Raw genomic sequence first — 25,723 nt, forward strand, 5'->3', positions numbered from 1 at the left:
CGAACAATCCGTTCAGTTTCCCGCCGGAAATGACAGCCAGAATGCTGTCTCCCCAGTGGATAAAGGGAGTGCGGCTTTGCATGAGACGGGAGAAGGACACTCTGGGCGTCAGTACCGGCTGCCCCTGCGTGGCAACAGCCTGAATCCGATGATTGATGCCGCCACGCCGTTGCTGGGGATGGTCATGCGCGTGGAGGGTATGAACAGCCAGACCATGCCGGAACACCTCTTCGCACAGGTGGTCACGGATGTCCAGGCAGTGGAACAACTGCTCCAGGAACAAGGCTACGAGCCGGGCGTGATTGTCTCGTTTCGTTATGTTCTCTGCACCTTTATTGACGAGGCTGCATTGGGTAATGGCTGGTCGAACAAGAATGAGTGGATCAAACAGTCGTTGCTGGTCCATTTCCACAATGAAGCCTGGGGGGGCGAGAAGATCTTTATTTTGCTGGAACGTCTGATCCGTGAACCGAAGCGTTATCAGGATCTGCTGGAATTTTTATATCTCTGTTTTTCACTGGGATTCCGCGGACGCTATAAGGTGGCCGTACAGGATCAGGGGGAGTTTGAACAGATATACCGCCGTCTGCACCATGTTCTGCACACACTGCACGGCGATGCCCCTTTTCCGCTACTGCATCAGGACAAAAAAACGCAGGGTGGGCGCTACCAGTTAATGAAGCGTCTGACCATTAAACACGTCCTCATTGGTGGCGTTGTCGTGCTGGCGCTGTTTTATCTGTTCTACATGTCGCGGCTGGACAGCCAGACGCAGGATATTCTGCATCAACTGAACCGGCTGCTTGCCAGGTAAGGACACACTATATGATCCAGATTAATCTGGCCTCTCTGGTTAAGCATCTTAACCTGCTCTCCCGACAGGCGCTGGAAGCCGCGGCGGCGGAGTGTATGAGCCAGCAGGCGTCAGAAATTACCGTGGCACATGTCTTGTTACAGATGCTGGCATCGGTACGCAGTGACGTAAGGGTGATTGCGGAAAAGGCAGACATTGATACGGATGAACTTCGCCGGGTACTGACAGTTGAAAATTACGCGGCAGTGCGGGTGACGGACGGTTACCCGGCATTCTCCCCGATGCTGGTTGAGTGGCTGAAAGAGGGCTGGTTACTGGCGTCGGCTGAGATGCAGCACAGTGAACTGCGCGGCGGTATGCTGCTGCTGGCACTGCTGCACTCACCGCTGCGTTATGTGCCGCCTGCCGCCGCCCGGCTGCTGACCGGCATTAATCGCGATCGCCTGCAACAGGATTTTGCACAGTGGACGCGGGAGTCGGCGGAAACGGTCATGCAGAATGCAGACGGTCAGGCGACCAGCATGATAACGGATACTGGCGACAGCCTGCTTGCCCGCTACGCGAAGAATATGACCGAAGACGCCCGTCAGGGGCGGCTCGATCCGGTGTTGTGCCGCGATCATGAAATTGACCTGATGATCGATATTCTCTGCCGCCGCCGTAAAAATAATCCGGTGGTGGTGGGGGAAGCGGGCGTCGGCAAAAGTGCGCTAATCGAAGGGCTGGCGTTGCGTATTGTTGCAGACCAGGTGCCGGACAAGCTGAAAAACACTGCGATTATGACCCTGGATTTAGGCGCGCTTCAGGCCGGGGCATCAGTGAAAGGTGAGTTTGAAAAGCGTTTCAAGGGGCTGATGGCGGAGGTTATTTCCTCTCTTGTTCCCGTCATTTTATTTATCGATGAAGCGCATACATTAATGGGTGCTGGCAACCAGCAGGGGGGGCTGGATATCGCCAACCTGCTTAAACCCGCGCTGGCGCGTGGCGAGTTGAAAACTATCGCCGCCACAACCTGGAGCGAATACAAAAAATACTTCGAAAAAGACGCTGCGCTGTCACGCCGCTTCCAGTTAGTGAAAGTCAGTGAGCCAACGGCAGCGGAGGCGACCATTATTCTGCGTGGCTTGTCAGCGGTGTATGAGCAATCCCACGGCGTGCTGATTGACGACGAAGCGCTTCAGGCAGCAGCGACATTAAGTGAGCGCTACCTTTCTGGTCGCCAACTGCCGGACAAAGCGATTGATGTACTGGATACCGCCTGTGCCCGAGTGGCAATTAATCTTTCCTCACCGCCGAAACAAATCTCGGCGCTGACCACCCAGAGCCACCAGTGTGAAGCGGAGATCCGGCAGCTAGAGCGCGAACTCCTGATTGGCCTGCGTACTGACGCGTCACGACTGGATGAGGTTTATGCGCAGCATGAAACGGTGCAAGAAACGCTTCAGGCTCTGGAGTCTGCCTGGAGGCAACAGCAGGTGCTGGTGCAAGAAATTATTACGTTACGCCAGCAGTTGCTGGGGGCGACCCCGAGCGATGATACCGTGCCTGAATTCGCTGCTGAGCGGTTGGCACAGTTAACTGCTGAGCTGGATGCACTGCATAACACCCAATTACTGGTCTCGGCGCACGTCGATAAAAAGCAGATTGCGGCGGTGATTGCCGAATGGACCGGCGTGCCGTTAAACCGCCTGTCGCAGAATGAAATGGCGGTCATTACTGACCTGCCACAGTGGCTGGGCGAAACCATCAAAGGTCAGCATCTGGCGATTGCCTGCCTGCATAAGCATTTACTCACCGCGCGTGCCGATTTGCGTCGTCCAGGAAGGCCGCTGGGGGCGTTCCTGCTGGCGGGGCCCAGCGGAGTGGGCAAAACCGAAACCGTGCTGCAACTGGCGGAGCTGCTTTACGGCGGCCGCCAGTACCTCACTACCATCAATATGTCGGAATTTCAGGAAAAACACACCGTCTCGCGGCTGATTGGTTCGCCTCCGGGTTATGTCGGCTACGGTGAAGGCGGTGTGCTGACCGAAGCCATTCGCCAGAAACCGTACTCGGTGGTGCTGCTCGATGAGGTAGAGAAGGCGCATCCGGATGTGCTCAATCTGTTCTATCAGGCCTTTGATAAAGGTGAAATGGCGGATGGTGAGGGCAGGGTGATCGACTGCAAAAATATTGTCTTTTTCCTCACTTCCAACCTCGGATACCAGGTGATTGTTGAACATGCGGATGACCCGGAAACCCTACAGGAAGTGCTGTATCCGGTGCTGGCCGACTTCTTTAAGCCTGCGCTGCTGGCGCGTATGGAAGTGGTGCCGTATCTGCCGCTGTCGAAAGAGACGCTGACCACCATTATCGCCGGGAAACTGACCCGGCTGGATAGCGTACTGCGCAGCCGCTTTGGTGCCGACGTCATTATCGAACCGGAAGTGACCGATGAAATCATGAAGCGCGTCACTCGCGCCGAAAACGGGGCGAGGATGCTGGAGTCGGTGATTGACGGCGACATGTTGCCGCCGCTCTCGCTGCTGCTGCTGCAGAAGATGGCGACTGGCACTGACATTGCCCGTATCCGGCTGTCGGCGGCTGACGGCGCATTCACGACAGACGTGGAAGATGTTCAGGACGACGAGTCTGCCGCAGAGGATGAAACTGTTTTATGAACAGGATGTGCGTTTTCTGGCAAACCGGGTGGCTGTTAGCGGGCCTGCTGGCCGGGCTGTCTGCCCGTACGGCAACTGCGGAGATCTCCTCCGCGTCCGGTACGGCGCTGACGGGCGTAACGGCACCCCTTCCGGATGCGCAGGCCACGTTACAGACGATGCAGACCTGTCGCCAGGAGCCTGCGGCACTGGAGCGCCTTGACTGCTACGACCGCTTGTTGTCACCCCTGTCGCCGGAAGGTTTTAACGGCGCGCTGGTGAAAGCGGGGTTTGTGGGTGAGGCCTGGACTCGCGCCACCGAGCAGGAAAAACACCGTCAGGGTAACACCACGGAGCTGCTGGTCACGCAGACGCCGGGCGAGCGCCCGACGGTGATTATCACCACCCCGGCTATTGGTCATGTTCCGCCGCGTCCGGTACTGATGTTCAGTTGCGTGGACAATATCACCCGAATGCAGGTGGCACTGATGCATCCACTGGATATGCACGATATCGCGGTCACCCTGAAGGCCGACAGCAGGCCATTTCGCAGCCGCTGGTTTGTGCGCGAAAACGGCGTCCTGCTGGAGTCCAGTCGTGGGCTGTCCGGTATTGATGAAATTAAACAACTGTTTGGTGCAAAAACGCTGACGGTGGATACCGGTGCGGACAATGCCGCCGGGAAACTGACCTTTAACATCGCCGGGCTGGCACAGGTTATCGGGCCGCTGCGCGACGCCTGTCACTGGGCGGGAGAGTAAGAGAATGGCAATGGACTTACGCGATCCGGCTGTGTGGATTTCGCATCTTCTGGAAGATCTTCCGGAAGATAAGCTGGTCTGCGCCCTGAAGGATGATGATGAGGAATGGGAGTATATCGACGGCGAAATCGTCAAACTCGGTTCACTGGCGCACAGTCAGCTTGATATCCCGGAACTTCAGCGTCGAGGGCTGGCGATTCTGGCCTCAGAAAGCAAGGACTTCCGCCTGCTGGCGCACCTGCTCAGAACGTTGCAGCATACCGGTGATCCACTACTGGCCCTGCGTCTGTTAACGCTGTTTGTCGAGCATTACTGGGCGGTGGCCGCGCCACAAAATATGGCGCATAAGAAACGTTTTGCAGCACAGGTCATAAAACGCTTTGAGGCGGGTATTGCAGGCGTTGCGGAAAACGCCGGAACAGAGCTGCGCGACGTATTGCCAAAAGAGCTGGCAAAACTGGCGCAATGCTGGCAGGCGCATAACGCGCCAGAACTGGCGCAGGCGACGGATGATCTTGTTGTTCTGTACCAGCGGGCATTTGATGGTGCTGCGCCCGCATTATCAGCCTCTCCGGCGAACTCCGGTACTCCGCCACAGACTGTTGCTGGACCTGAACGCGATGTTCCGTCTCCTGCCATCCCGACCCCACAGGTCATTGTCGACAGCCATGATGATACCGCCTGGCGTGATACGCTGCAAAAAGTGGCGACCATTTTATGTGAACGCCAGCCGGATTCACCACAGGGCTACCGGTTGCGCCGCCATGCGCTGTGGCTGACCATCACCAGCACACCACAGGTTGAAAGCGATGGACGTACTCCACTGGCCGCCGTCTCTGCCGATAGGGTGGCGGATTACCGGGCCCGGCTTGCCAGTGCGGATATGGCGCTCTGGCAACAGGTAGAGAAAAGTATATTGCTGGCTCCTTACTGGCTGGACGGGCATTACCTCTCCGCGCAGATTGCACTGCGCCTTGGTTACAAGCAGGCGGCAGAGGCCATTCGTGATGAGGTCGCCTGCTTTCTGGATCGTCTTCCGGCGCTTACCGGTCTGCTGTTTAACGACCACACCCCCTTTATCAGTGAACAGACAAAACAGTGGCTGACCGCCTCATCTTCCGGTAGTCAGACTGCATCAACCCAGCAATCCAGAGAAGAGTTGCAGGCTGTCAGAGCCTGTTTTACGGAACAGGGGCTGGAAGCGGCGTTGCGGTATCTGGATTCGTTGCCTGAAGGCGACCCACGCGATCAGTTCCATCGGCAATATTTGGGCACACAGCTCATGGAAGAGGCCGGGATGGAAAAACTGGCGCAGCAGCAGTACCGGATGTTGTTCAGACTAGGTCTGCAAATCACGCTGGCTGACTGGGAGCCATCCCTGCTTGAGCAGCTTGAACAGAAATTCACGGCAGAACAATAAGAGAAAACAGGAGTTTTTGTGAGATCACCAACACCCCGACTATTCAGCGGGCTCAAATCTGCTCTGCGGCCAGCTATGCCGCGGTTTAAAGTCTCTGCTTTCTGGCTGCTGGTGCTGGCATGGATCTTTCTGCTGGTGTGGATCTGGTGGAAAGGCCCAACCTGGACATTGTATGACGAGCAATGGCTGAAACCCTTAGTCAACCGTTGGCTCGCGACGGCAGTATGGGGATTTATTGCCCTGGTATGGCTCACCGTCCGGGTAATGAAACGCTTACAACAGCTTGATAAACAGCAAAAGCAGCAACGTGAGGAAGCTGTTGACCCGCTCAGCGTTGAGCTGAATGCGCAGCAACGCTATCTCGATCGCTGGTTGCTGCGTTTGCAACGCCATCTCGATAACCGTCGTTACCTCTGGCAACTCCCCTGGTATATGGTTATCGGTCCGGCCAGCAGCGGTAAAACGTCGCTGCTACGTGAGGGCTTTCCGGCCGACATCATCTATACGCCGGAAGCGGTTCGTGGAGCAGAGCAGCATCTGTACCTCACCCCGCATGTCGGGAAACAGGCGGTAATTTTTGATATTGATGGTTCGCTCTGTGAGCAACTGGATGCTGATGTATTGCACCGTCGCCTGTGGGAACACGCTTTAGGCTGGCTGGTGGAAAAACGCGCTCGCCAGCCACTCAACGGGCTCATTCTGACGCTGGATTTACCCGATCTGCTGACCGCCGACAAGCGTCGCCTGGAGCATCTGTTACAGACGCTGCGTAGCCGTTTGCAGGATGTACGCCAGCATCTGCACTGTCAGTTGCCGGTGTATGTGGTACTGACCCGGCTGGATCTGCTGCACGGCTTTGCTGCGCTGTTTCAGTCGCTGGACAAAAAAGATCGCGATACCATTCTGGGTGTCACGTTTACCCGTCGTGCCCATGAAAATGAGGACTGGAAAAACGAATTCAACGCTTTCTGGCTGTCGTGGTGCGAACGGATGAATCAGGCGTTACCGGATTTGATGTTGGCTCAGGGCCATATACGCAGTTCTCTGTTCAGCTTTGTCCGTCAGATGCAGGGGAGCCGGGAGTCTCTGCTGGCACTGATTGGTGGCCTGCTGGATGGAGAGAACATGGACGTTATGTTGCGTGGCGTGTATCTGACCTCCTCACTGCAACGGGGTCAGATGGATGACATCTTTACGCAGTCTGCCGCCCGCCAGTACCGGCTGGGCTGCAGCCCCCTGACGGCCTGGCCGCTGGTCGATACCACCCCATACTTTACCCGCAATCTGTTTCCGGAAGTATTGTTGGCAGAACCAAATCTGGCCGGAGAAAGTCGCGCCTGGCTGATACGCAACCGTCGCCGTCTGATGTCCTTTTCCGCCGTTGGCGGGGTTACGGCATTGTTGCTAATCATCGGCTGGCACCATTATTACAACAACAACTATGCCTCCGGGGTTCAGGTGCTGAAACAGGCTGAAGCCTTTATGGCTATCAAACCGCCGCAGGGAATGGACGATTATGGTGATCTGCAACTGCCTTTGCTCAATCCGGTACGCGACGCGACGTTAGCCTACGGGAACTGGGATGACCGCAGCCGTATGGCCGACATGGGGCTATATCAAGGGCGGCGGGTCGGGCCTTATGTGGAGCAAACCTACCTGCAACTGCTGGAGCAGCGCTATCTGCCCGCCCTGTTTAACGGCCTGGTGAAAGAGATGAACAACGCGCCGCCGGAAAGTGAAGAAAAACTGGCTGTGCTGCGCGTCATAAGAATGCTGGAGGATAAAAGCGGGCGCAGTAACGAGGTGGTGAAGCAGTATATGGCAAAACGCTGGAGTGACAAATTCCACGGCCAGCGTGATATTCAGGCGCAATTGATGTCGCACCTGGATTACGCCCTGAAGCATACGGACTGGCACGCGGAGCGTGTGGCGGGCGATGGTGATGCTATCAGCCGCTGGACGCCGTATGACCGCCCTGTCGCGGCAGCACAGAAAGAACTGAGCAAACTGCCTGTCTACCAGCGTGTTTACCAGAGCCTGAAAACGCGGGCTTTGGGTGTACTCCCTGCTGACCTTAACCTTCGTGATCAGGTAGGACCGGCCTTTGACCAGGTCTTCACCTCCGCTGATGACAGTAAGCTCATCATCCCGCAGTTTTTAACGCGTTATGGCCTGCAAAGTTATTTTGTGAAGCAACGTGATGAGCTGGTGGAACTGACGGCGATGGATTCATGGGTGCTGAATCTGACCCACAGCGTGAAGTACAGCGAGGCTGATCGCATGGAAATCCAGCGTCAGCTTACCGAGCAGTATACCAGCGACTACACCGCCACCTGGCGCGCCGGGATGGATAACCTGAACGTCCGTGATTACGGATCCATTGCGCAACTGACCAGCGCGCTGGAGCAGGTTATCAGTGGTGACCAGCCGTTACAGCGGGCGCTGACGGCGCTGAGGGACAATACACAGCCTGCGGAACTCTCTGAAAAACTCTCTGATAAAGAGCGCGAAGAAGCGTTAGCAGAGCCAGACTACGGCCTGCTGACTCGTCTCGGACATGAATTCGCACCGGAAAACAGCACGCTGGCAGTTCAGAATAACAAGGAAAACACGATACAGGCGGTGTATCAGCAGTTAACGGAACTTCACCGTTACCTGCTAGCTATCCAGAATGCACCTGTGCCGGGGAAATCGGCGCTGAAAGCGGTGCAGCTACGGTTGGATCAGAACAGCAGCGATCCGATTTTCGCCACCCGTCAGATGGCGAAAACCCTGCCCGCCCCGCTTAACCGCTGGGTGGGTAAGCTGGTCGACCAGGCCTGGCATGTGGTGATGGTGGAGGCGGTTCACTACATGGAGATCGACTGGCGCGACAGCGTAGTGAAACCGTTCAACGAACAACTGGCGAACAGCTATCCGTTTAACCCGCGTGCGCAACAGGATGCGTCGCTGGATGCATTTGAGCGTTTCTTTAAACCGGACGGCGTGCTGGACAGTTTCTACCAGCAGAACCTGAAACTGTTTATCGAAAATGACCTGAGCCGCGATAATGATGACGGCGTGATCATCCGTGAGGACATTATCCGGCAACTGGATGCCGCGCAGAAAATTCGCGACATCTTCTTCAGCAAACAAAATGGGCTGGGAACACAGTTTGCTGTGGAGACAGTGTCGCTTTCTGGTAACAAACGCCGCAGTGTGCTGAACCTTGACGGTCAACTGGTGGATTACAGCCAAGGGCGTAATTACGCCGCACATTTGGTCTGGCCGAACAACATGCGCGAAGGCAATGAAAGCAAACTGACGCTGGTTGGCTCCAGTGGTGGTGTGCCGCGCAGCATTAGCTTCAGCGGGCCGTGGGCGCAGTTCAGGTTGTTTGGGGCCGGGCAACTCACAGGCGTACAAGACGGTAACTTCACGGTGCGTTTTACCGTAGACGATGGCACGATGGTATATCGGGTGCATACCGATACGGAGGATAACCCATTCAGCGGCGGACTGTTCAGCCAGTTCCGGTTGCCGGATACGCTGTATTGATGGCGTTATTTAAACGAGCAGTAAGCATTTTTTCTTTATTACAAGGAGAAAAGGATGTCTGAATTCAAAAACCAGAATCCGTCATGGGCAGATTATCTGGGTGACTCGCTGCGCGGTAACGTGCCCGTCAATCAGTTGATCCCGCAGCATCCTTATATTCTGGATACGCTGGGATTGGCAGAAGCTTTCGCCAACATATTATGTTACTGACCATGGATGAGGCACAGGACGTGATTGATGATTTGGACAACAGTCAACCTGTTATTCTTGCCACCACCTATGCAGGCAACATTAAGGACAGCATTGCGGGGGCAAAAAATATCTCAAAACTCGCGAGTTATGCTGATGCCGGTAAACTAGTCTATCGGTTAAAGGGATTCGGTATCCAAGCCATTCAGTATCAATATGGTGGACAGGCTTATGTCAAAATTACCGGTTATGCGTCGTTACGGCGTATCCTCCGGGGAACACGATATAAAATTAACCATCCCCAGATACTTGAGTTAGGCATTGGCAAAGCGGGTATTAACGGCAACATTCTTGAAGGTGCCAAATTCTGCGTCTGGTTTTCATTAGCGTACCGTACGATTCAACTTATTTTTAAATCAGACCATGATGTGGCAGTTTTTATAGGTAATATCACGATGGATGTCGCCAAGATTATTGTGACGATCTTTGTGACGATCTTTGTGACGAAAGTTATGGTCGCGGTTGGCGGAGCTTTAGTTGCGGGTGCGGCATCTGTCGGTTTTGCTTTTACGCTCCCCATTGCAGCAGGAATAGTACTTGTTGTTGCAGTTGGTTTTTTGATTACTCTAGCACTGGATTATCTGGATAATGATACATTTCATTTATTTGATAAGTTAATTTCTGCGATTAGGGACGGTCTGAATTCACAGGCAGAAGTCGAAAAATGGAATCTTGAGCACACCAGCCCATTTACATTTGGCATGCTGAGAACAGATTGGTAAGGGACTGCTATGTTCAAAAAACAGACACTAGAAGTGAGAGTCTTTACAACGTCAAAGGAAAGAATAAAATTTATTCTTGCAGGTTTGTTTGTTATTACCTCACTCACTGGTGGGCTAGTTTTCTTTACGTGTACTAGTGGTGTTGTGATCGTGAGTATTTTTACGGGTGTGGACATCTACTACGATTTTAGAGACGTCTTTATATTTCTCTTTCTTCCCGTTGCGGTGTATTTTGATATATTTGCATTATTGCTTCTTTTTTCACCATTTACTTTCAATCTCGCTAAGTTGTGGCACAAAGTGATAAATATAGTATGGGGGTATAGTCTTATCGCCTTCTTTATCGCCATTCCGTTATCCATAGTAATTTCTGTTTATATCCTGAGTGTTTACGAATCGTGTGGTCAAAAAGGCCCGTTTTCAGGTGTTCACTACGTAAAAGACCCAAAGATGTGTGAACAGTTTGAATACCATCCTGAAAAGGATAAGTCTGATGATCAATAAGAATGAATTGAAAATGAAAGAAATGACATTAAAAGAAAGAATAAAATTTATTGTTTTATGCTTAATTTCCATTTTTGTACTTTCCGGAGCATTGGTTTTTTTTACCAGTAAAAGTGGGGGGGTAATCAGGGATATCTTCGCTGGCGCAGATACGGTCTACTACAGTTGGCGTGATGTGCTTGCATTACTATATCTACCTGTTATAGCGTATTTCGATGTGTTAGTGCTTTTATTTTTGTTCTTCCCTTTAACACTTCGAATTGCAAAGCTATGGCGGAAGCTTTTAAATATCGTTTCTGCTTATATTTGTATCGCATTTGTTCTTGCTTTCCCGTTGTCTCTGTACATTTCGTTCGTTCCCCTTGCCGACTATCATTCGTGCGGACAAAAAGGTCCTTTTTCAGGTGTTGATTATGTAAAAGATCCCAAAATGTGTGAGCAGTTTGAATACCATCCTGAAAAGGATAAATCCTCAGGTTTATCTAACATCTCAACGCTCAAGGATGAATAATAAAATGAATACAGCAGCCAGCACGCAAAATATTGCTACCGGCAGCGACCCGCGAGGTCTACCGGAATTCAGCGCCATTCGTGAGGAAATCAACAAAGCCAGCCATCCGTCTCAGCCGGAACTGAACTGGCGGCTGGTAGAGTCACTGGCACTGGCGATTTTTAAAACTAACGGGGTGGATTTGCACACTGTTACCTATTACACACTGGCGCGCACCCGCATTCAGGGGCTTGCGGGTTTCTGTGAGGGGACGGAGCTGCTGGCGGCGATGATAGCTCATGAGTGGGATAACCTTTGGCCGCAGAACGAGCAGGCAAGAACCGAAATGCTGGACTGGTTCAACACCCGCACCGGCAATATTCTGCGTCAGCAGCTCTCTTTTGCAGAGACTGACCTGCCGGTACTGTATCGTACCGAACGGGCGCTTCAGATTATCTGCGACAAACTTCAGCAGGTGAGTCTGAAGCGCCAGCCGCGGGTGGAGAATCTGCTGTATTTTGTGCAAAACACCCGTAACCGGCTTGAGCCACAGCGGAAGAAAATCACGGAGTTGCAGGCCCAGCCAGAGGTCAGAACGCTGGTTTATGCGCCGGAGAGCGCAGTGTCCACAGTGGCAGAAAACATACCTCCATTGCCGGATTTACCGGAAGTGAAGGTGGCTGTCCGCAGCCAGGCAGATGCAGACGCTCCGCTGAAACAAAATCAGAGCCACGTGGTAAAAGGTTTCGCGGCGGGCGCTTTTGGTATGGCGATGATAGCCGCAGCGCTCTGGTGGTGGCAGGTCTATCCGATTCAGGGGCAACTGGCGCAAGTCAAAGATACGGCACAGGGCGCCGCCATCCTCTGGCTCTCCTCGCCTGCGCCGGAAACTTATACGCAACGGCTGCAACAACTTCTGGTGTCATCACCGTTACAGCCGCTGAATACCGGCGAACAAATGGCCCGTATCGCAGAGAGCCGCTGGCCGGAGAGTCAACAGCAACAACAGGCCACCGTTCAATGGAATGAGACATTGAAAATGCGCGCACAGAGCAGCCCTCAGTTACGGGGCTGGTTGCAGACCCGTCAGGATTTACATGCTTTTGCTGACCTGGTGATGCAACGTGAGAAAGAAGGGCTCACGCTCTCGTATATCAAAAATGTTATCTGGCAAGCGGAGCGCGGGCTGGGCCAGGAAACGCCAGTAGAGTCCCTGTTAACACAATTTCAGGATGCTCAGTCTCAGGGGAAAAATACCGACGCGCTGGAAAAACAAATCAACGAGCGACTGGATGGTGTAGTCAGCCGCTGGCTGCTGCTGAAGAATAATGTGGCGCCAGGAACGGCAACTGACATAAAACCCGGAAAATAACGACGGAATCGAAGGAGTTTGTTATGGCAAATCTTGTTTATCTGACGCTGAATGGCGATCTTCAGGGGCTGATTTCAGCAGGCTGTTGTTCCCTGGCTTCAATCGGCAATAAGGCGCAGATTGCGCATACAGATCAGATTATGGTGCTGGGTATGAGCCACGGCTTGAATCGGGTACAAAATGTGAATCATCTTGCGTTGAACATTCAGAAGCCAGTGGATAAATCAACGCCATTACTGAGTAAGGCTATTACCGAAAATGAATGTCTGACCTGCGATTTTGAATTTTATCGTACCAACCGTTTTGGCATTAATGAACGGTATTATAAAGTGAAACTCATTAACGCACGCATTTCGGATATCCATCTGTCAGTGCCACATTCCATCACCGACAGTGGCGGTCAGCCAGAAGAAGCCGTGTCCTTCACTTATGAAAGCATCACCCAGGAACACTGTATTGCCGGCACCAGCGCATACAGTTTGTGGGAAGACCGGCTTTTTTGAGGGAAATAATGTCCTGTGATGAATACCATTTTTGAACCGGCCAGAATTGCTGGCTGGCCGCATTGGTGTTTTTTACCAATATCCTGCTGGCTGAGAGTCAGGTGAACAGTCTGACTGAAACAACGGCTACCGGACGCCATCCCCGCGCCCATTTACGGCGCAGTCACTGGCATGGTTTCTGGTCGGGAAAAAGATAACCCGGATGCACGAAAATTTTCATATCACTGGCTACCGCCTCAAATCATTGGCGGCAGGCAACGTTGATTACTGGTAGCGATTTACCAGGTCTTTGACCATCGCGGCATACGTTTTATGCTTAAGCTGAGTGATTTGTTGCTCTGTCATTTCTGTGGCGCCGATCTTATTTTTCCCCGGCAGTGGCGGAAGTACGCTGTATTCGTCGTTTACCGGCGACCATGTTGCCCATTCCCCTGTAGCCACATCAACCAGAGTGAAACGCATCAGGTAACGCAGCGATGCTGTATCGGCCAGCTTTTCGTTTTTATAGTCGGACCAGACCATCGTTTGTGTCACAGAGTCGTATTTTCCTGACTGCAATGTATCCTGATACACGATGATTGCTTTCTGATGTCCTTTGGCTGCGACATAGCGCAATGCCTGCATCCAGTTCATGTTTTCATGGGCAACGGTTCTTCCGTTTTCGTCTTTATTGCAGGAAACCACTTTCTGCCTGTCCGGGATGCCGGAAAAGGTGGCAACAGTATAGTATTTGCTCATCTCCTGCTGCATGGCGGTTTCTGGTGCGCGACTGTCGGACTGTACCAGAATGACGGGTGAATTGAGCGGCACGCGTAATACTTCCCCCTCCAGCGCGTCCTGAATATCTTCTTCCGAAACCGCCAGGGTGGTTTCATTTCCAAAGATATCTTTATCCGTCAGTTGCACGGATGCGCTTTTACTTACGCCACTTCCTGGCCGTGCACTCGTTTTCTTTGCATCAATAGGAGAGTGTGGCACGCAGCCAGCCAACAGGAATAGAGATGCTGCTGTACAGAAGAATATTACTGATCTGGAATTCATATTTACTCCTTTATCTGCATTCGATGATTAATTATTTCTTTGTCTGAAAAATTATGCTGAATTATATACCTGTGACGGACTCTGATAAACGTAATTATGGTTTTTAAATATTCATTGAGTGAATGAATTTCTTGTGTGTAAGAGATTGATGAATAATATAAATCAACAACCGGGTGTTAACGTGACAGGCAGTGATGTCTGGTGCTATGCGCTTATGGTCATCTTTCCCGACCCATCTATTTTCAGCCTCCGGTAAGAATGAGGAAGGTCACAATGAAAAGAAATGCAGTCGTTCTGGTGAAAACACAAAACGATCTTCTCAGAAAACTATGTTGCTTGAGCGCCGAGTGTTTACTGAATATTGTACTCTGGAGCAAAGATTCAACTATCAACTGCAATGTTTACCCTCCACTAAAACCCGGTTTTACTATGGTAAAATAAACAGAAAATATATTAATAGATACAGATCTGGATATTTTCATGTTAACCAGAGATGCATGTTTGTTGTTAAACGTGCCACCCTTGATAACTTTATCAGAACGTTTTTCAGTGCTGCTGATAGTCAGGAAAAAAACAACCCGCTTATCAACGCCTGATTGTAGTGGCATAGTGAATTTGGCCACCTGAACAGAGGTGATATTCTTACCTCAGTATAAAATAAGTGGCTTCATGAACAAGAATATAAAGTGTACCTTCTCGCCCGAGTTCAGGCTGGAATGTGCCGGGCGTCTTGAGCCAGACCGGGTATGGTGCGGAGCTATTTGGCGGTAGTCATGACTCTTTTTGTCCGCAGAGTTATTTGGAGCCTGTCAGCGAATGCTGATACAGCACTGAAAAGCAGTGCCCTGCGGATGGCATACGAGAAACGTGGCCAGCCACGGGATATCATGTTCCATAGCGATCAAGGAAGCCAGTATACAGGCCTGAAATATCAACAACTTCTCTGGCGTTACAGAATAAAGCAAAACGCCAGTCGTCGAGGAAACTGCTGGGATAGCAGCCCGATGGATCGCTTCTTCAGAAGTCTGAAAACAGCATGGGTGCCCGGACTCGGACTAACGCCGCAGGCGTTTGAACAACGCGCTTGTCGCGTTGGCCCCGAAGGGGTGAGCCGTTTTGCGGCGAATCATCGAACCATTTCGATGAAGAGTCCGGAAACACAAAAGCAAAAACCCAGCCATAGGCTGGGTTCTCTGAATAAGTGGTGCCGGACTCGGAATCATATCCACGATTAACACGCTGTTTGTCATTGGTTTTATTGAGGAAATGACCAAGCAGTGCCCCCATTAAAGCCCCCATTAAAAATCACTTTATTTTTGTGACGGTTGTTACGAAAAATTGATATTTAAGTATGAAGGTCGTACGTGAATTGATGTAAGAATTTTCCCTCTGGTCACGCTCTTCGCTGAAAATGTAATAGGCATACCACCGCAGTCCAGCGAGAACGTGACCCGCAGTTTTTCACCGTTGTCGCAGCCGAATTCGAAGCCATCTGAACACCAGCGCATATCGTTTTCAGGATCCCAACTTCCATCGCCTTCTTGCCAGGAAGGCGATGGAGCTCCCGAACCTGTTTCAGTGCAGCCAAGAGCTATGAGGCTGGAACGATTTCCTCTCCGGCCGTAACAGCGGTGAGGCTGCCTTCCTGATATTGTTTCTTCCACTTAAACAACAAGCTGGACTAAATATCGTGCAGGCGTGCGACGCAGAAGACATTCATGCCCGGCCCTATTGTTTGTTGAATAATCCTGCGCGAGCCGGAATTTCACCGAGTTCAAAACGGTCGCCATGGAGTGCGAGAGCCGTTTTTAAAGACGCTGCAATTACCTTGCAGCGTAGTCTCCTGCAATCGTAACCCTTAATTTCAAGGGCATAACATCACGCCACAACAGTCGTCATCTGCCCAGAAAAGCTAATCTGGATCACACCGCCCCACATGCAGATCAACGTTGACTGGGCGGTGAGAGCGGGCATATTTCCCACTAATACTGTGGGTGATCCCGGCATCCAGGGGGCTGGTGTGGCGGGGATGCACGGCATTGGCGTCAGCACGCCGAGCGCTGCGGCGGTCGCGGCAGCAACGGTCGGGTTGGCGAGGCTGTTGCACATGCCGAACGGCATAATGTTCACAAACGGTTTGTTATCCATAATATTCGCCATCGGCATGTTGCCAACGATTGTTCGGCTGGTGGGCAGCACGTTCAACGTACCTGGCGCGATGCCAAAGGAACACTGAAGCAATGCGCCGGTACAAACTCCGGGACAGCTCATGGTAGTACCCCCAATTGCCGCCACAGTCGGCGGGCGGATTCATCGCTATTAATCAGTTCTGAAAGCAGTTCCGGTAATGGCGTGTGCCCCCAGGCAAAGGCGCGATACAGTAAATAGGGTACCGGGCTATGCGGTTCGGTGCGCGCCAGGTAGTCTGCGGCCTGTTTAATCATCAGATATGCCTCCTCCCGATGGGCAAATGTGGCGTTATAGCTGAGTGTTAGGGAGCTTTCCTCGTTGACAGAATGCGGTTGCACCGGCAATGCGCTGCTTCCTAACGCCTGCAGGCCGGTTTTGATCTTTTGTTCCAGTGCATTAAATGAAGGTGCAGATGCTGCAGGCCAGTTCTGACAGACGGCATTGAGACGTGTGAGCCACTCGATGCTGGATGTCAGGAGTTTTATGGTGGACTCGTCTGCGCCTGGCAGCGGAACGTCAGAAAATTTTCCCTGCTGCCACTGGGTCAGTGAGACGGTTTCCCCATGAGCGATAAACAGCGGGACTTCAGCGACCAGAGTGGCGTAGTGTTGCGCCATCCAACTGAGCGGCGCGGCGCGATAGTCATAGTCACCTTCTTTAATTTGGGGATGTAATTTCTCGGGATAATGCTCCAGCGCCAGAGTCACTAATGCCAGCGCATCGGGCAGGGCCGCTAAGCCGCGAACTCTAATCCATGCTTCACCCAACCAGCTCATAATGACCAGGTCTTTGCTGAGCGTTTTCGTCAGCACGGTGGCGATTTTGGCGACTTCATCCCAGTCGGCACGGCGCGGCGTACTTTGCCAGACGCCGGTGGGCAGCGTTTCGTCATCCTGCTGGCGGGCGGCGACCAACTGGTCGAATTCTGGTGAATAACGGATAGAGTCCCCGCACGGATTATCCGCCTGAATGGGGGCCAGTAATGCCTGAATATGTTCCATCATTTTCCTCCTGATAATCCCTGCTCGGTAAGCGGTATCCATGGTAGCGGCGCTTTGCTTTGGGCATCTAACAATGTGACCTGCCAAAATACCGTCGACTGCAATGGCTTCTGACCATCGCCTACGGGGAGCGAAAAGCGCAGCGGCAGCGGTTGCGTCAACGCGCCACCGACGCGCTGTTGTTCAATCATCCTGAGCAGCGACCACGCTCCCTGCCAGCGCCAACGCCCAGTATCACCGCTTACCGTTACGCCTGTCTGTGACAGGCCTGGCATTGGACGCCAGGCGGAATTGGCTGCCCAGCGCAGACTAAAGCTCAGACTATCGCCGCTGCGCCAGTGCAGGTCAGTTGAACCATCGGGGTAGCTTATCGATTGTTGATTGCCGACGAGCCGCCAGTCGGCAATCTGATCCGCGCCAGCCTCATGGTTGCGTGAGGTCCGCCAGATAACCCGTAACGTCACGCCTTCAGGGCTGACCAACGCCGAAAGTAACGGTTGTGCTGCTGCCAGTTGCTGAATCAGTGGCGGCTGTTCGGATAGCGTTTCGGCGGGGAGTTGCGTGAGCAAAATGGCCAGTTCGCGCACCCGATCGACATCAGCATCCGGCGCGTTTGGCACGGCGGTAAAGGGGAAGCGCCCCGCAAGCCAGGTGTTGTACAGATTGAAGGTCTTCTGTACCGCGCCGATGCTGGCCTGTTGGCGTAACTGCTGACATTTTTGCAATGATGCGTTTACCAGCGCGTTGAGCGATTGACCGTAAAAATCGTTACTGCCCGCGCTGTGAAACTGCGCCAATTCACTCTGGCAGTTCTGTGCGGAGAGCGTCGGCAGCGCGGCGGCAAGGGTCGCCATCTGCATCGGCGGACTGCCAGGATCCTGTTGTTGAAGTCGTTGCATGGCTGCCAGTGAACTACTCCAGCGAACGATAAGCTGGTTATCCATTGCCGTTAGCCATGGGCGCTGCTTGTCGAGCCAGTCAATATCCTGCTGATAGCGGACCAGCACGCCAGAGATTTGCTCTGCTTGTGCGCTAGCCCACCCGGCAATTTTCTGCCCGCTAGCCTGAGCCTGTTCTGTGGTAGCGTAATTGACCGCCGGAGGGTTAATCGACGGAAGTAACGCGCCGCCGTCCTGACGTACCCGGCTAATCACCTGGTCTGCGGTTTGTTGGCGCAATGCTATAGCAAGCTGAGGGCGATTGAGCTGGTTGAAGGCCTCAATGATCCGATCCGCGCTGGCGGTGCTGACATTGCTGTTATCTGGGGTTCCGGCGGCCTCTGTGTATAGCGCCTGACGGATGGCGTTTTCCGCCGCCTGTCGCGCCAGCATGGTGATTTTGGGTCGCCAGATGCTGTCTGGAAGCTGCTGCGTAAAGCGCTCAAATCCGCCATATAGCGCCAGCGCCTGCTGGAGTTGCAGATTGCCGGGATAACCGACAGGGTCCCCGGTGGGCTGACTTGCTCCTTGCTGCCAGAAGGGTTGGTTAAGTAAATCACGCAAGCTTTTTTGTAATGCCAGAAGATCCGGCGATACGCTGAATTGCCCTTCCGGGGATTGCTCGGTTAGTGAGGAGAAGTGCAGCCTGGAACCATCAACCTGTGCCAGAAAGCGTTGGCGAAGTAGGGTTTCGTGGCGAAGCAGTTCCTGAACCACGCCGTTGTCGATAAGCCTAAGGGTTCGTGCCTGCGCGAGCAGCTCATCCAGTGGCAGTCTGATTGGCGAATTTGTTGCGTCACGACTCAGGTTATTGATGGTTGTCAGCGTTGCCTGTAAGCGGCTGACCTGCCGGATCAGCGAGCGGACGAACAACGGGGTAACCCCGGAGCCGTTGCCAAATAGCGCCAGCAGCTGTTCGAGTTGCTCTTCGTTGTTATCCAGGCTGGTATTGCCATAGTTTTGCTCCAGCCAGCGCATGGTTTCGTGAGAAAAAAGTACGCTGTTGCGCTGAGTCAACTCGCTGGCGTCGGGTAATTTCAGACGCGAGAGATTAAGCGTGGCAAACATCTCGTTGAGCTTTTCCTGCGAGGGCAAAGAGTCGGTGTCCACGGTCACGCCCCAAACGCTGGCGCTGACGTTTGCCAACGTCTGCACAGTGGGTTGCTTCATCTGCATCAATTGCAGCAACGGCAAATAGCGCGACTCCATTTGTTTTGCCTGAGTGAGCAAGTGCTGAATTTGCCGGTAACGCTCTTCGGGTAGCAGATCGTCCTGCTCAAAGCCCCTTTCATGTTGATTTTGCAGGCAGATACTGTTGGTCGCGGGCACCAGCAGGCTGGCCAGGGTGACGTTGTTAAACGTCTCGCGCAATTTTGTATCGGTACGGCTGAACAGCGAGCCGGGCCAGACGATGGAACGAAACTGCCACTGTGGAATGCCGTTGAGAACCCGCCAGTACAGCGTGGTGGAACGCTCACCAGTGATATCGGCTCGGACGGCTGTGGCGAGGACCTGCAGACGATCGTGCAATAGTACGGCGTTGGTGTGCTGGTATCGCCAGCTCCAGGTCATGGCGGCAAGCCAGAGAACGCAAAGGCAGCTATAGCAGGCGAGGGTTATGAAATGGCGGCGCAGGTTCAGGCGCAGCAGGCGGCGAACCGGAAGCGCGAGGCCGCGCTCAGCGGTAATTTTCCCGCTCAGCAGCGACTGACAAAACTGCATCTGCGGTTTGCCCTCCGCCATCGTTCGTGCAACAAACCAGATCCCGCGTAGCTGCGGCGGCTCATCGCGGGCATGACTGTTAAACAGGCCGTCAAAAGTGTCATGCAACGGTGCGGCAAGCGGTGGGAAGTTTTCTGGCAGGCGGAATAATTGCTCCGGCGTGTTGCCTCGCAGCGCGCCAAGCTCGGTGATGAACATCCGCAGCGAAGTACGGGTATTGTCCAGGGCATTGTCGATCCACTGCGGTTTCCAGATGGCTTCTCTGGCGACCGGAATCGTGCTGCCAATAGGGCTGCGGCGAGCATCCTCTGGCAATAGCTCCAGTAAAGAGGCAGTGCCTTCCAGTGATTCCATGCCGCTGATGATCAGGTAAATTGGCAGACTCAGTCCGCACACCTGCTGCAACTGCTGACAGTTATGCAACAAGCTGGCGCGGACAGTATCATCGTCGTACAGCGTCTCTAATGAAAGGGTGATAATCAGTGCGTCCAGCGGTCGCTGTGGGCGGCTTTTAACCAGTGCAGACAGCGTCTTCTGCCAGTCGTTCTGGCGAATTAGCCGCTTTTTGCCAACGGTTTGTAGCGTTTGCGGCAGGCACAGAAGGTTGCACTGAGGATTAAACCACCATTGCCCGAACCAGTATTCCTGGCCGTCGGTGAGTGACCAACTGCGGCAAAGCAGACGATTATCCTCTTCATCGCCAAGCATCAGGATTCGCATACTGTCGTAAGGATCCTGGCCTGTGCAGGCTCGCTGGATCTCCTTTTGCGCACGGTTGAACGTATCGTTTCGGTATTCCCACTGCCACCAGACGCACCAGAGAGTAATCGCCAACAGCACCAGCATAATAATCAGTAGCGTAAGCCAGGGTTGCGTCACTTATCATCTCCCTGGCAGGATTGGGTTACCGGAAAATCTGGCAGCGTATTTACGCCAATGGCATCTTCAATACTCAGCCACAATCGCTGACTCAGCAGCAATAGCGCCAACAGTATGACGAGGGCAATAAGATGCAGGCGCGAATTGTCTGGCAGGCGGCGATGTGCCGGAAGCTGTAAAGAGGGGCCCAGCGCGGTCGATTCCATACGTTCGGCTATATCGCTGAGCTGAGCGTCATGCTGAAAGGCAAAATGCCACAGCAGGCGGCAGGTTTCCTGATGATTCTGCAGATTAAAATCGCTACGTCGGGAACCAAACCCCAGCGTCAGGCAGCGCAAATACAGCGCGGCTAAATCTCGTTTACCTGGGCTACGTTCATTGAGCAGGGCGGTGATCTTGCGGGGGATCTGATCCCCTGCGCTATGGGTTTGCCACAGATGATACTCCAGTGGACAGGACTGCCACAGGGAGAGTGCGGGCCAGTCACCATAGAGTACGGACTCATCAATCAGCGCGACCAGGGCATAAACGGCAGCGTCAATCTGCTGCTGAAATGGCGAACCCAGTTCGCGGGTCAGACGTCGGTTATACTCTTCTACCACCTGACTGGCGTATACAACGGCCTGATTATGCAGCTCATCTGGCGGTAGCGGAGTGCTTTTCCAGCGTTCGAACTGCGCCAGCCAGCGGGTGTAAATCTCATCAAACAGACGGCTGGCTGGCATATCAGGATGCGCGGGCGTCATGACTTACCTCCTGACGGTAGAGCATGATCTGCTGCGGCATATCCTCTGTTTCATGCAATGGTGCAATAACCAGCGGCGTCCCTTTTTCGAACCACTGGAGGGTAAGGGTTAGGGTAAACAGGGCCACATTGCCGTCGATTTCCCAGTCACTGCGCTGTTCTGCTGCCAGCGGCGAGAACGTCATTCCATGCATCCGCTGACGACGCAGGACAGATACAAAGGGATGGCTGGTGATAAGGCTCATTTGTAACCATTTTTCTGCTTTGGCGGCGTTGCCTCCGGGCATCAGTAGACCTATCACCACCTGCTCTCCGGCGTGGAGATCCGGCGGAAGTTGCAGTGAAAAAGCGTTATCCAGTTTGCTGAAATTTAGCCGCTGATAGCGGCGATGAATATGTGCCAACTGGTTTTTCAGTACGGTGAAAAGAGATGCAAATGCGGGCAGCATGTTCTGATAATCAAAAGCTGGCAGCAGGGGCAGCGTTTTATCCTGAGTCAGTATTGCCGTTTGCCCGATAAAGAGACTCAGCGCGCGGTAAAGATCCTGTGGGTGCGGCCGCCCGCTGCTAATCAAGCTTTCCACCAGCGGCAATGCGCCCTGGATACTCTGCAGCGAAAGCGTAAGCCATAGCCAGTCGTTGGTACGCTGCCCGTGTTGCGCCAACTGCATTTCCCGGCTCAGAAATAGAATTTTTTCTCTAGCCTGCAGGCAGAGTTGTCGGGTGTGGCGCGCCAGGTAACTCTCTTCGTTGACGGTGGGTGAGGGGGGAAACCACTCGCTCTGACGGAATCCGCCTTCGCTATACATAACCTGCAGCAGCGGCAGACAGACAAAATCGGCGCGATCGTGCTGGCAAACCAGACGCGGTTCGGGCTGCCATTGCGAAATGCTCTCGGGAAATTCACCGCTACTCAGGTCAGGCAGCGGGGTGCTGTTGACTGAGCGATAGCGGCTATTCATCAACTGCCACTGCCCGGCACGGTTTAGCGGCGGCAGCGACAGCCAGAGGATATGCTCACTGTCCGGCGCGGCAGGCAGCAAACGGGCGCAGTCAAACTCCAGTGATAAATCGTCGCTAATGTCAAACTTGACCGGCGTGCCGTCGGGCATAATTGCTTCCAGGTGCAAAATACGTAGCGTTCCTGCACACAGCGCCGCTTCGTCAATCTGTAGCCGGTTGACGCCCCAAAACCACGGATTAGCGCACCCGGTGAGCGCTGCGCAAAGCGTTTCATTGCGCAATGCCTGCAACTGAAAATGTTGAGGTAGCATTGCCATCCCTTCATACCAGCAAACCATTGCCGGAATTGTGCTCATAGTACTTTCCTTGTTCAGGGGGCCAGGATTGCTTCATCCGTCATTAGCAGCAGATGCAATGAATCTGCTTTATCCAGTCTTAAGCGGTGTTCTCCTGCGCTGCTGTAGCGGGCAAACAGCAGAATTGCCTCTGCCTTAACGCCCTGCAGAGGGGAGCTTTTGGTCACAAAACGCGAATTCGGCACCAGCTCCAGCGACCAGACGTGCAACCCGTCAGGGCTATCGCGCAGCAGTTGTGATTTGGCGTTAAACCATTGTGTTGCACTAAGCGTTTGTACGGTTGGCAGCAACGCGTTATCGGCAACCGCGACAATATCAATGGCGACTGGCGTGTTATCATTTGCATCTGCTACGGTTTCAATGACCACATCATTAAATGCCACACGGTTTTGCCACAATGAACAGCCGCTACTCAGTAAAATTAAAATACTGAATAATATTATGCTAGCTGGATGGCGTAGGCCGTTTGTCATATAAAATCCTTTTATATCGTCATTAAGAAGGTAATTAATAGCAACGGTTCTGTTTTTGACTTAAATCATTATTGGACGAATCTTAAGTAATGAAATTTGTTAACATTTAAATATTCATGTGATTTATGATTCTCGTGTGAAGTATTGTTTTTAATTGGTTTTTGATGTAACTCATTGATTCTTATTGGTTAGTTTTAAGTTAATTGATTTTTATCAAATGTTTTATTTTTGTGTAGAAAAACCAAAAATTAAGTTGATATTTATTTTGTGTTGTGTTTTTTATATTGCAGGTAGTTATTCATGAATATCGCTTTTCGAATAATGGTGCGGCAAATATCGTACCAGGGATACTATTGCAATAAAAAAGGATTAAATATGGCCGAGAGCATACAGCATAAACTCAACCGTATTAGGCCGCCGCGCGTACAAATAACGTATGATGTGGAAACGGGTGGGGCGATTGAGAAAAAAGAGCTTCCCTTGGTTGTTGGTATTCTGGCTGATTTATCCGGGCATCCAGCATCCCCACCCGCTAAATTACGTGAGCGGCGATTCGTCGAAATCGATCGTGATAATTTCGATGATGTGCTTTCCTCCATCTCACCTCGTCTGGCGGTTCAGGTAGAAAATCGTCTGGCTAATGATGGCAGCAAATTGAACGTTGAGCTGCGCTTTAACGAGTTCGACGACTTTTCGCCGCTCAATATTATCAATCAGGTTAAACCCCTCCAGCGCCTTTTCCTTGCCCGCCAACGCTTGCGCGACCTCCTCACCAAACTGGACGGTAACGACGATTTGGATGCGTTGTTACAGCAGGTGGTAAACGATAACGCAGAACTTCAGGCGTTAAGACCTGCTGCTGAAGAAAAACCAGCTGAAAACGCGTAACGGAAAAGGAGAAGAGCAATGGAGAATGTGCAAGAACAAACTGAAACGGGTGGACAGACCGTTACGCTGAGCGTACTGGACCGCATTATTCAGGAAGGACGGATGGCTCGTGATGAGCTGCAACAGACCTATGCACGGGACATGCTGGAAGAGCTGGCGACGCAAATCCTCGATGAAGGAATGGCGATCGGAAGCGACACTGTGGCGATGATTAACCACCGTATTGCGCAGATCGATGAGCTTATCAGCGCCCAGTTGAATGAGGTGTTGCATCATCCGGATACCCAGAAGCTGGAGTCTTCCTGGCGTGGGTTGCATCAGTTTGTAATGAACACCGAAACCAGTACGCGATTGAAGTTACGACTGCTGAATGTCTCGCGCAAAGAGTTGCAGGACGATCTGGAAAAAGCGGTTGAGTTCGATCAGAGCACGCTGTTCAAAAAGCTGTACGAAGATGAATATGGCACCTTTGGCGGTAACCCTTACAGCGTGCTGGTGGGGGATTTTGAGTTTGGCCGTCATCCGCAGGACGTGGCGCTGCTGGAGAAAATATCTCAGGTTGCGGCGGCCGCTCATGCGCCGTTTATTGCCGCTGCCAGCCCGCGCTTGTTTGATATGGGATCGTTCGCTGAGCTGAGCGTGCCACGCGATCTGGCGAAGATCTTCGAAAGCACCGAGATGATCAAATGGCGAGCATTTCGTGAAAGCGACGACTCGCGCTATGTCTCGCTGGCGCTGCCGCACGTTTTACAGCGTCTGCCCTACGGGCCGGATACGGTGCCGGTAGACGGGGTAAACTTTATCGAGGACGTTAACGGCCTGGATGCCAGCAAATACCTGTGGGGGAATGCCGCCTGGGTACTGGCCAACCGCATTACCGAGGCGTTTGCTTTATATGGCTGGTGCGCTGCGATTCGTGGCGCAGAAGGTGGCGGACTGGTGGAAGGTCTCCCGGCGCATACTTTCTCCACTCCATCCGGTGATATCAGTCTGCGCTGTCCGACGGAGGTAGCCATTACCGATCGCCGTGAAAAAGAGTTGAACGATCTTGGGTTCATCGCGCTGTGTCATAAAAAGAATACGAATACCGCCGCGTTTTTTGGCGGGCAAACCACTAACCAGGCAAAAATCTACAACACGCCTGAAGCCAACGCTAATGCGCGGATCTCGGCGATGCTGCCGTACGTCCTTGCCGCCTCCCGCTTTGCGCACTACCTGAAAGTCATTATGCGCGACAAAGTCGGCAGTTTTTTGAGTCGCGAAGATGTTGAGCGATTCCTCAATAACTGGATTGCCAGTTACGTGCTACTCAGCGACACAGCACCGCAGGAGATCAAGGCGCAATATCCGTTGCGCGAAGCACGGATAGACGTACTGGATGTTCCTGGCAAACCTGGTGTCTATCGCGCAGTGGTATTCCTGCGCCCTCATTTCCAGCTGGAAGAATTGACCACATCTATCCGCCTGGTTGCGGAATTGCCACCGCCTGTATCGGCTTAATTACATAAGGGAAGAT

At 52.8% G+C, this 25,723-nt stretch carries 22 protein-coding genes and 2 pseudogenes; 15 read left to right on the forward strand and 9 right to left on the reverse strand.

Going from position 1 to position 25,723, the window contains the following annotated elements; genetic code table 11:
- Window positions 1-55 precede the first annotated feature (55 nt).
- The 11 genes from icmH to ACLW56_RS08035 all read left to right on the forward strand — a co-directional run bounded on the left by icmH (window position 56) and on the right by ACLW56_RS08035 (window position 13,011).
- Window positions 56-814, forward strand: coding sequence for a type IVB secretion system protein IcmH/DotU (gene icmH / locus ACLW56_RS07985; protein ID WP_330983388.1), 759 nt, complete (start codon window positions 56-58; stop codon window positions 812-814).
- 11 nt (window positions 815-825) lie between these two features.
- Window positions 826-3,474 (forward strand): type VI secretion system ATPase TssH, encoded by a 2,649-nt coding sequence (tssH, locus tag ACLW56_RS07990; RefSeq protein ID WP_330983259.1) that lies wholly within the window; start codon window positions 826-828, stop codon window positions 3,472-3,474.
- Window positions 3,471-4,214: a type VI secretion system-associated protein VasI gene (gene vasI / locus ACLW56_RS07995; protein WP_330983260.1), complete on the forward strand. Its 744-nt coding sequence runs from the start codon at window positions 3,471-3,473 to the stop codon at window positions 4,212-4,214. Before tssH ends, vasI begins: the two co-directional genes overlap by 4 nt.
- Window positions 4,215-4,218: 4 nt before the next feature.
- Window positions 4,219-5,634, forward strand: coding sequence for a type VI secretion system protein TssA (gene tssA, locus ACLW56_RS08000; RefSeq protein ID WP_330983261.1), 1,416 nt, complete (start codon window positions 4,219-4,221; stop codon window positions 5,632-5,634).
- A 105-nt stretch (window positions 5,635-5,739) separates the two neighbouring features.
- Window positions 5,740-9,171 carry a type VI secretion system membrane subunit TssM gene (gene tssM, locus ACLW56_RS08005; RefSeq protein WP_330983389.1) on the forward strand — a complete coding sequence of 1,144 codons (3,432 nt, stop codon included), beginning with the start codon at window positions 5,740-5,742 and terminating at the stop codon, window positions 9,169-9,171.
- 54 nt (window positions 9,172-9,225) lie between these two features.
- Entirely contained in the window at window positions 9,226-9,381 is a 156-nt protein-coding gene (locus tag ACLW56_RS08010) for a hypothetical protein (RefSeq protein ID WP_330983262.1), read from the forward strand.
- Window positions 9,372-10,142 carry a hypothetical protein gene (locus ACLW56_RS08015; RefSeq protein ID WP_330983263.1) on the forward strand — a complete coding sequence of 257 codons (771 nt, stop codon included), beginning with the start codon at window positions 9,372-9,374 and terminating at the stop codon, window positions 10,140-10,142. The genes ACLW56_RS08010 and ACLW56_RS08015 overlap by 10 nt, the downstream gene beginning before the upstream one ends.
- A 9-nt stretch (window positions 10,143-10,151) precedes the next feature.
- The gene (locus ACLW56_RS08020; RefSeq protein WP_330983264.1) at window positions 10,152-10,646 is read left to right on the forward strand and encodes a hypothetical protein; all 495 of its coding nucleotides are present in this window, start codon (window positions 10,152-10,154) and stop codon (window positions 10,644-10,646) included.
- Entirely contained in the window at window positions 10,636-11,157 is a 522-nt protein-coding gene (locus ACLW56_RS08025) for a DUF1240 domain-containing protein (protein ID WP_330983265.1), read from the forward strand. The genes ACLW56_RS08020 and ACLW56_RS08025 overlap by 11 nt, the downstream gene beginning before the upstream one ends.
- 4 nt (window positions 11,158-11,161) lie before the next feature.
- Window positions 11,162-12,508 (forward strand): VasL domain-containing protein, encoded by a 1,347-nt coding sequence (locus tag ACLW56_RS08030; RefSeq protein ID WP_330983266.1) that lies wholly within the window; start codon window positions 11,162-11,164, stop codon window positions 12,506-12,508.
- Between the two features lie 23 nt (window positions 12,509-12,531).
- A complete protein-coding gene (locus ACLW56_RS08035; RefSeq protein WP_330983267.1) occupies window positions 12,532-13,011 on the forward strand; it encodes an Hcp family type VI secretion system effector in 480 nt (159 codons plus the stop codon).
- 264 nt (window positions 13,012-13,275) lie between these two features.
- Here ACLW56_RS08035 and ACLW56_RS08040 read toward each other — a convergent pair whose 3' ends face one another.
- Window positions 13,276-14,052 carry a hypothetical protein gene (locus tag ACLW56_RS08040; protein WP_330983268.1) on the reverse strand — a complete coding sequence of 259 codons (777 nt, stop codon included), beginning with the start codon at window positions 14,050-14,052 and terminating at the stop codon, window positions 13,276-13,278.
- A gap of 194 nt (window positions 14,053-14,246) precedes the next feature.
- Between ACLW56_RS08040 and ACLW56_RS08045 the strand changes: the two genes are divergently transcribed.
- Window positions 14,247-14,648, forward strand: a complete 402-nt coding sequence (locus tag ACLW56_RS08045) for a hypothetical protein (protein ID WP_330983269.1) — start codon at window positions 14,247-14,249, stop codon at window positions 14,646-14,648.
- Between the two features lie 136 nt (window positions 14,649-14,784).
- Window positions 14,785-15,107 (forward strand): annotated as a pseudogene (locus ACLW56_RS08050) (DDE-type integrase/transposase/recombinase); the annotation flags it as partial.
- Here ACLW56_RS08050 and ACLW56_RS08055 read toward each other — a convergent pair.
- The 8 genes and pseudogenes from ACLW56_RS08055 to ACLW56_RS08090 all read right to left on the reverse strand — a co-directional run bounded on the left by ACLW56_RS08055 (window position 15,070) and on the right by ACLW56_RS08090 (window position 23,229).
- Window positions 15,070-15,339 carry a hypothetical protein gene (locus ACLW56_RS08055; protein WP_330983392.1) on the reverse strand — a complete coding sequence of 90 codons (270 nt, stop codon included), beginning with the start codon at window positions 15,337-15,339 and terminating at the stop codon, window positions 15,070-15,072. The pseudogene ACLW56_RS08050 and the gene ACLW56_RS08055 overlap by 38 nt on opposite strands.
- A gap of 226 nt (window positions 15,340-15,565) precedes the next feature.
- Window positions 15,566-15,799: pseudogene (locus ACLW56_RS08060) on the reverse strand (transposase); the annotation flags it as partial.
- A gap of 131 nt (window positions 15,800-15,930) precedes the next feature.
- Window positions 15,931-16,323, reverse strand: coding sequence for a DUF4280 domain-containing protein (locus tag ACLW56_RS08065; RefSeq protein WP_330983270.1), 393 nt, complete (start codon window positions 16,321-16,323; stop codon window positions 15,931-15,933).
- Entirely contained in the window at window positions 16,320-17,246 is a 927-nt protein-coding gene (locus tag ACLW56_RS08070; RefSeq protein ID WP_223307012.1) for an ImpA family type VI secretion system protein, read from the reverse strand. Before ACLW56_RS08070 ends, ACLW56_RS08065 begins: the two co-directional genes overlap by 4 nt.
- On the reverse strand, window positions 17,243-20,782 hold the full coding sequence (locus tag ACLW56_RS08075) for a type VI secretion system protein (protein ID WP_330983271.1): 3,540 nt from the start codon (window positions 20,780-20,782) through the stop codon (window positions 17,243-17,245). Before ACLW56_RS08075 ends, ACLW56_RS08070 begins: the two co-directional genes overlap by 4 nt.
- Window positions 20,779-21,528, reverse strand: a complete 750-nt coding sequence (locus ACLW56_RS08080; RefSeq protein ID WP_045447462.1) for a DotU family type IV/VI secretion system protein — start codon at window positions 21,526-21,528, stop codon at window positions 20,779-20,781. The genes ACLW56_RS08075 and ACLW56_RS08080 overlap by 4 nt, the downstream gene beginning before the upstream one ends.
- Window positions 21,509-22,846 carry a type VI secretion system baseplate subunit TssK gene (gene tssK / locus ACLW56_RS08085; protein WP_330983272.1) on the reverse strand — a complete coding sequence of 446 codons (1,338 nt, stop codon included), beginning with the start codon at window positions 22,844-22,846 and terminating at the stop codon, window positions 21,509-21,511. The genes ACLW56_RS08080 and tssK overlap by 20 nt, the downstream gene beginning before the upstream one ends.
- Window positions 22,847-22,860: 14 nt before the next feature.
- Window positions 22,861-23,229 (reverse strand): T6SS protein Cts2N, encoded by a 369-nt coding sequence (locus tag ACLW56_RS08090; protein ID WP_330983273.1) that lies wholly within the window; start codon window positions 23,227-23,229, stop codon window positions 22,861-22,863.
- Between the two features lie 465 nt (window positions 23,230-23,694).
- Here ACLW56_RS08090 and tssB point away from each other — a divergent pair, with 465 nt between their 5' ends.
- Both tssB and tssC read left to right on the forward strand, forming a co-directional pair.
- Window positions 23,695-24,207 carry a type VI secretion system contractile sheath small subunit gene (gene tssB / locus ACLW56_RS08095; RefSeq protein WP_043018227.1) on the forward strand — a complete coding sequence of 171 codons (513 nt, stop codon included), beginning with the start codon at window positions 23,695-23,697 and terminating at the stop codon, window positions 24,205-24,207.
- Between the two features lie 18 nt (window positions 24,208-24,225).
- Window positions 24,226-25,707 (forward strand): type VI secretion system contractile sheath large subunit, encoded by a 1,482-nt coding sequence (tssC, locus tag ACLW56_RS08100; RefSeq protein ID WP_172862615.1) that lies wholly within the window; start codon window positions 24,226-24,228, stop codon window positions 25,705-25,707.
- The last annotated feature ends 16 nt before the right edge of the window (window positions 25,708-25,723 follow it).

This window comes from Pantoea sp. sgz302252, assembly GCF_047713085.1.
GTDB lineage: Bacteria > Pseudomonadota > Gammaproteobacteria > Enterobacterales > Enterobacteriaceae > Scandinavium.

What these genes read in the sequence shown, in the direction of transcription:
- tssH (WP_330983259.1), top strand. Translation starts at nt 826, where the DNA reads ATGATCCAGATTAATCTGGCCTCTCTGGTTAAGCATCTTAACCTGCTC.
- vasI (WP_330983260.1), top strand. Translation starts at nt 3,471, where the DNA reads ATGAACAGGATGTGCGTTTTCTGGCAAACCGGGTGGCTGTTAGCGGGC.
- tssA (WP_330983261.1), top strand. Translation starts at nt 4,219, where the DNA reads ATGGCAATGGACTTACGCGATCCGGCTGTGTGGATTTCGCATCTTCTG.
- ACLW56_RS08010 (WP_330983262.1), top strand. Translation starts at nt 9,226, where the DNA reads ATGTCTGAATTCAAAAACCAGAATCCGTCATGGGCAGATTATCTGGGT.
- ACLW56_RS08015 (WP_330983263.1), top strand. Translation starts at nt 9,372, where the DNA reads ATGTTACTGACCATGGATGAGGCACAGGACGTGATTGATGATTTGGAC.
- ACLW56_RS08020 (WP_330983264.1), top strand. Translation starts at nt 10,152, where the DNA reads ATGTTCAAAAAACAGACACTAGAAGTGAGAGTCTTTACAACGTCAAAG.
- ACLW56_RS08025 (WP_330983265.1), top strand. Translation starts at nt 10,636, where the DNA reads ATGATCAATAAGAATGAATTGAAAATGAAAGAAATGACATTAAAAGAA.
- ACLW56_RS08030 (WP_330983266.1), top strand. Translation starts at nt 11,162, where the DNA reads ATGAATACAGCAGCCAGCACGCAAAATATTGCTACCGGCAGCGACCCG.
- ACLW56_RS08035 (WP_330983267.1), top strand. Translation starts at nt 12,532, where the DNA reads ATGGCAAATCTTGTTTATCTGACGCTGAATGGCGATCTTCAGGGGCTG.
- ACLW56_RS08040 (WP_330983268.1), bottom strand. Translation starts at nt 14,052, where the DNA reads ATGAATTCCAGATCAGTAATATTCTTCTGTACAGCAGCATCTCTATTC.
- ACLW56_RS08045 (WP_330983269.1), top strand. Translation starts at nt 14,247, where the DNA reads ATGTCTGGTGCTATGCGCTTATGGTCATCTTTCCCGACCCATCTATTT.
- ACLW56_RS08055 (WP_330983392.1), bottom strand. Translation starts at nt 15,339, where the DNA reads ATGGGGGCACTGCTTGGTCATTTCCTCAATAAAACCAATGACAAACAG.
- ACLW56_RS08065 (WP_330983270.1), bottom strand. Translation starts at nt 16,323, where the DNA reads ATGAGCTGTCCCGGAGTTTGTACCGGCGCATTGCTTCAGTGTTCCTTT.
- ACLW56_RS08070 (WP_223307012.1), bottom strand. Translation starts at nt 17,246, where the DNA reads ATGATGGAACATATTCAGGCATTACTGGCCCCCATTCAGGCGGATAAT.
- ACLW56_RS08080 (WP_045447462.1), bottom strand. Translation starts at nt 21,528, where the DNA reads ATGACGCCCGCGCATCCTGATATGCCAGCCAGCCGTCTGTTTGATGAG.
- tssK (WP_330983272.1), bottom strand. Translation starts at nt 22,846, where the DNA reads ATGAGCACAATTCCGGCAATGGTTTGCTGGTATGAAGGGATGGCAATG.
- tssB (WP_043018227.1), top strand. Translation starts at nt 23,695, where the DNA reads ATGGCCGAGAGCATACAGCATAAACTCAACCGTATTAGGCCGCCGCGC.
- tssC (WP_172862615.1), top strand. Translation starts at nt 24,226, where the DNA reads ATGGAGAATGTGCAAGAACAAACTGAAACGGGTGGACAGACCGTTACG.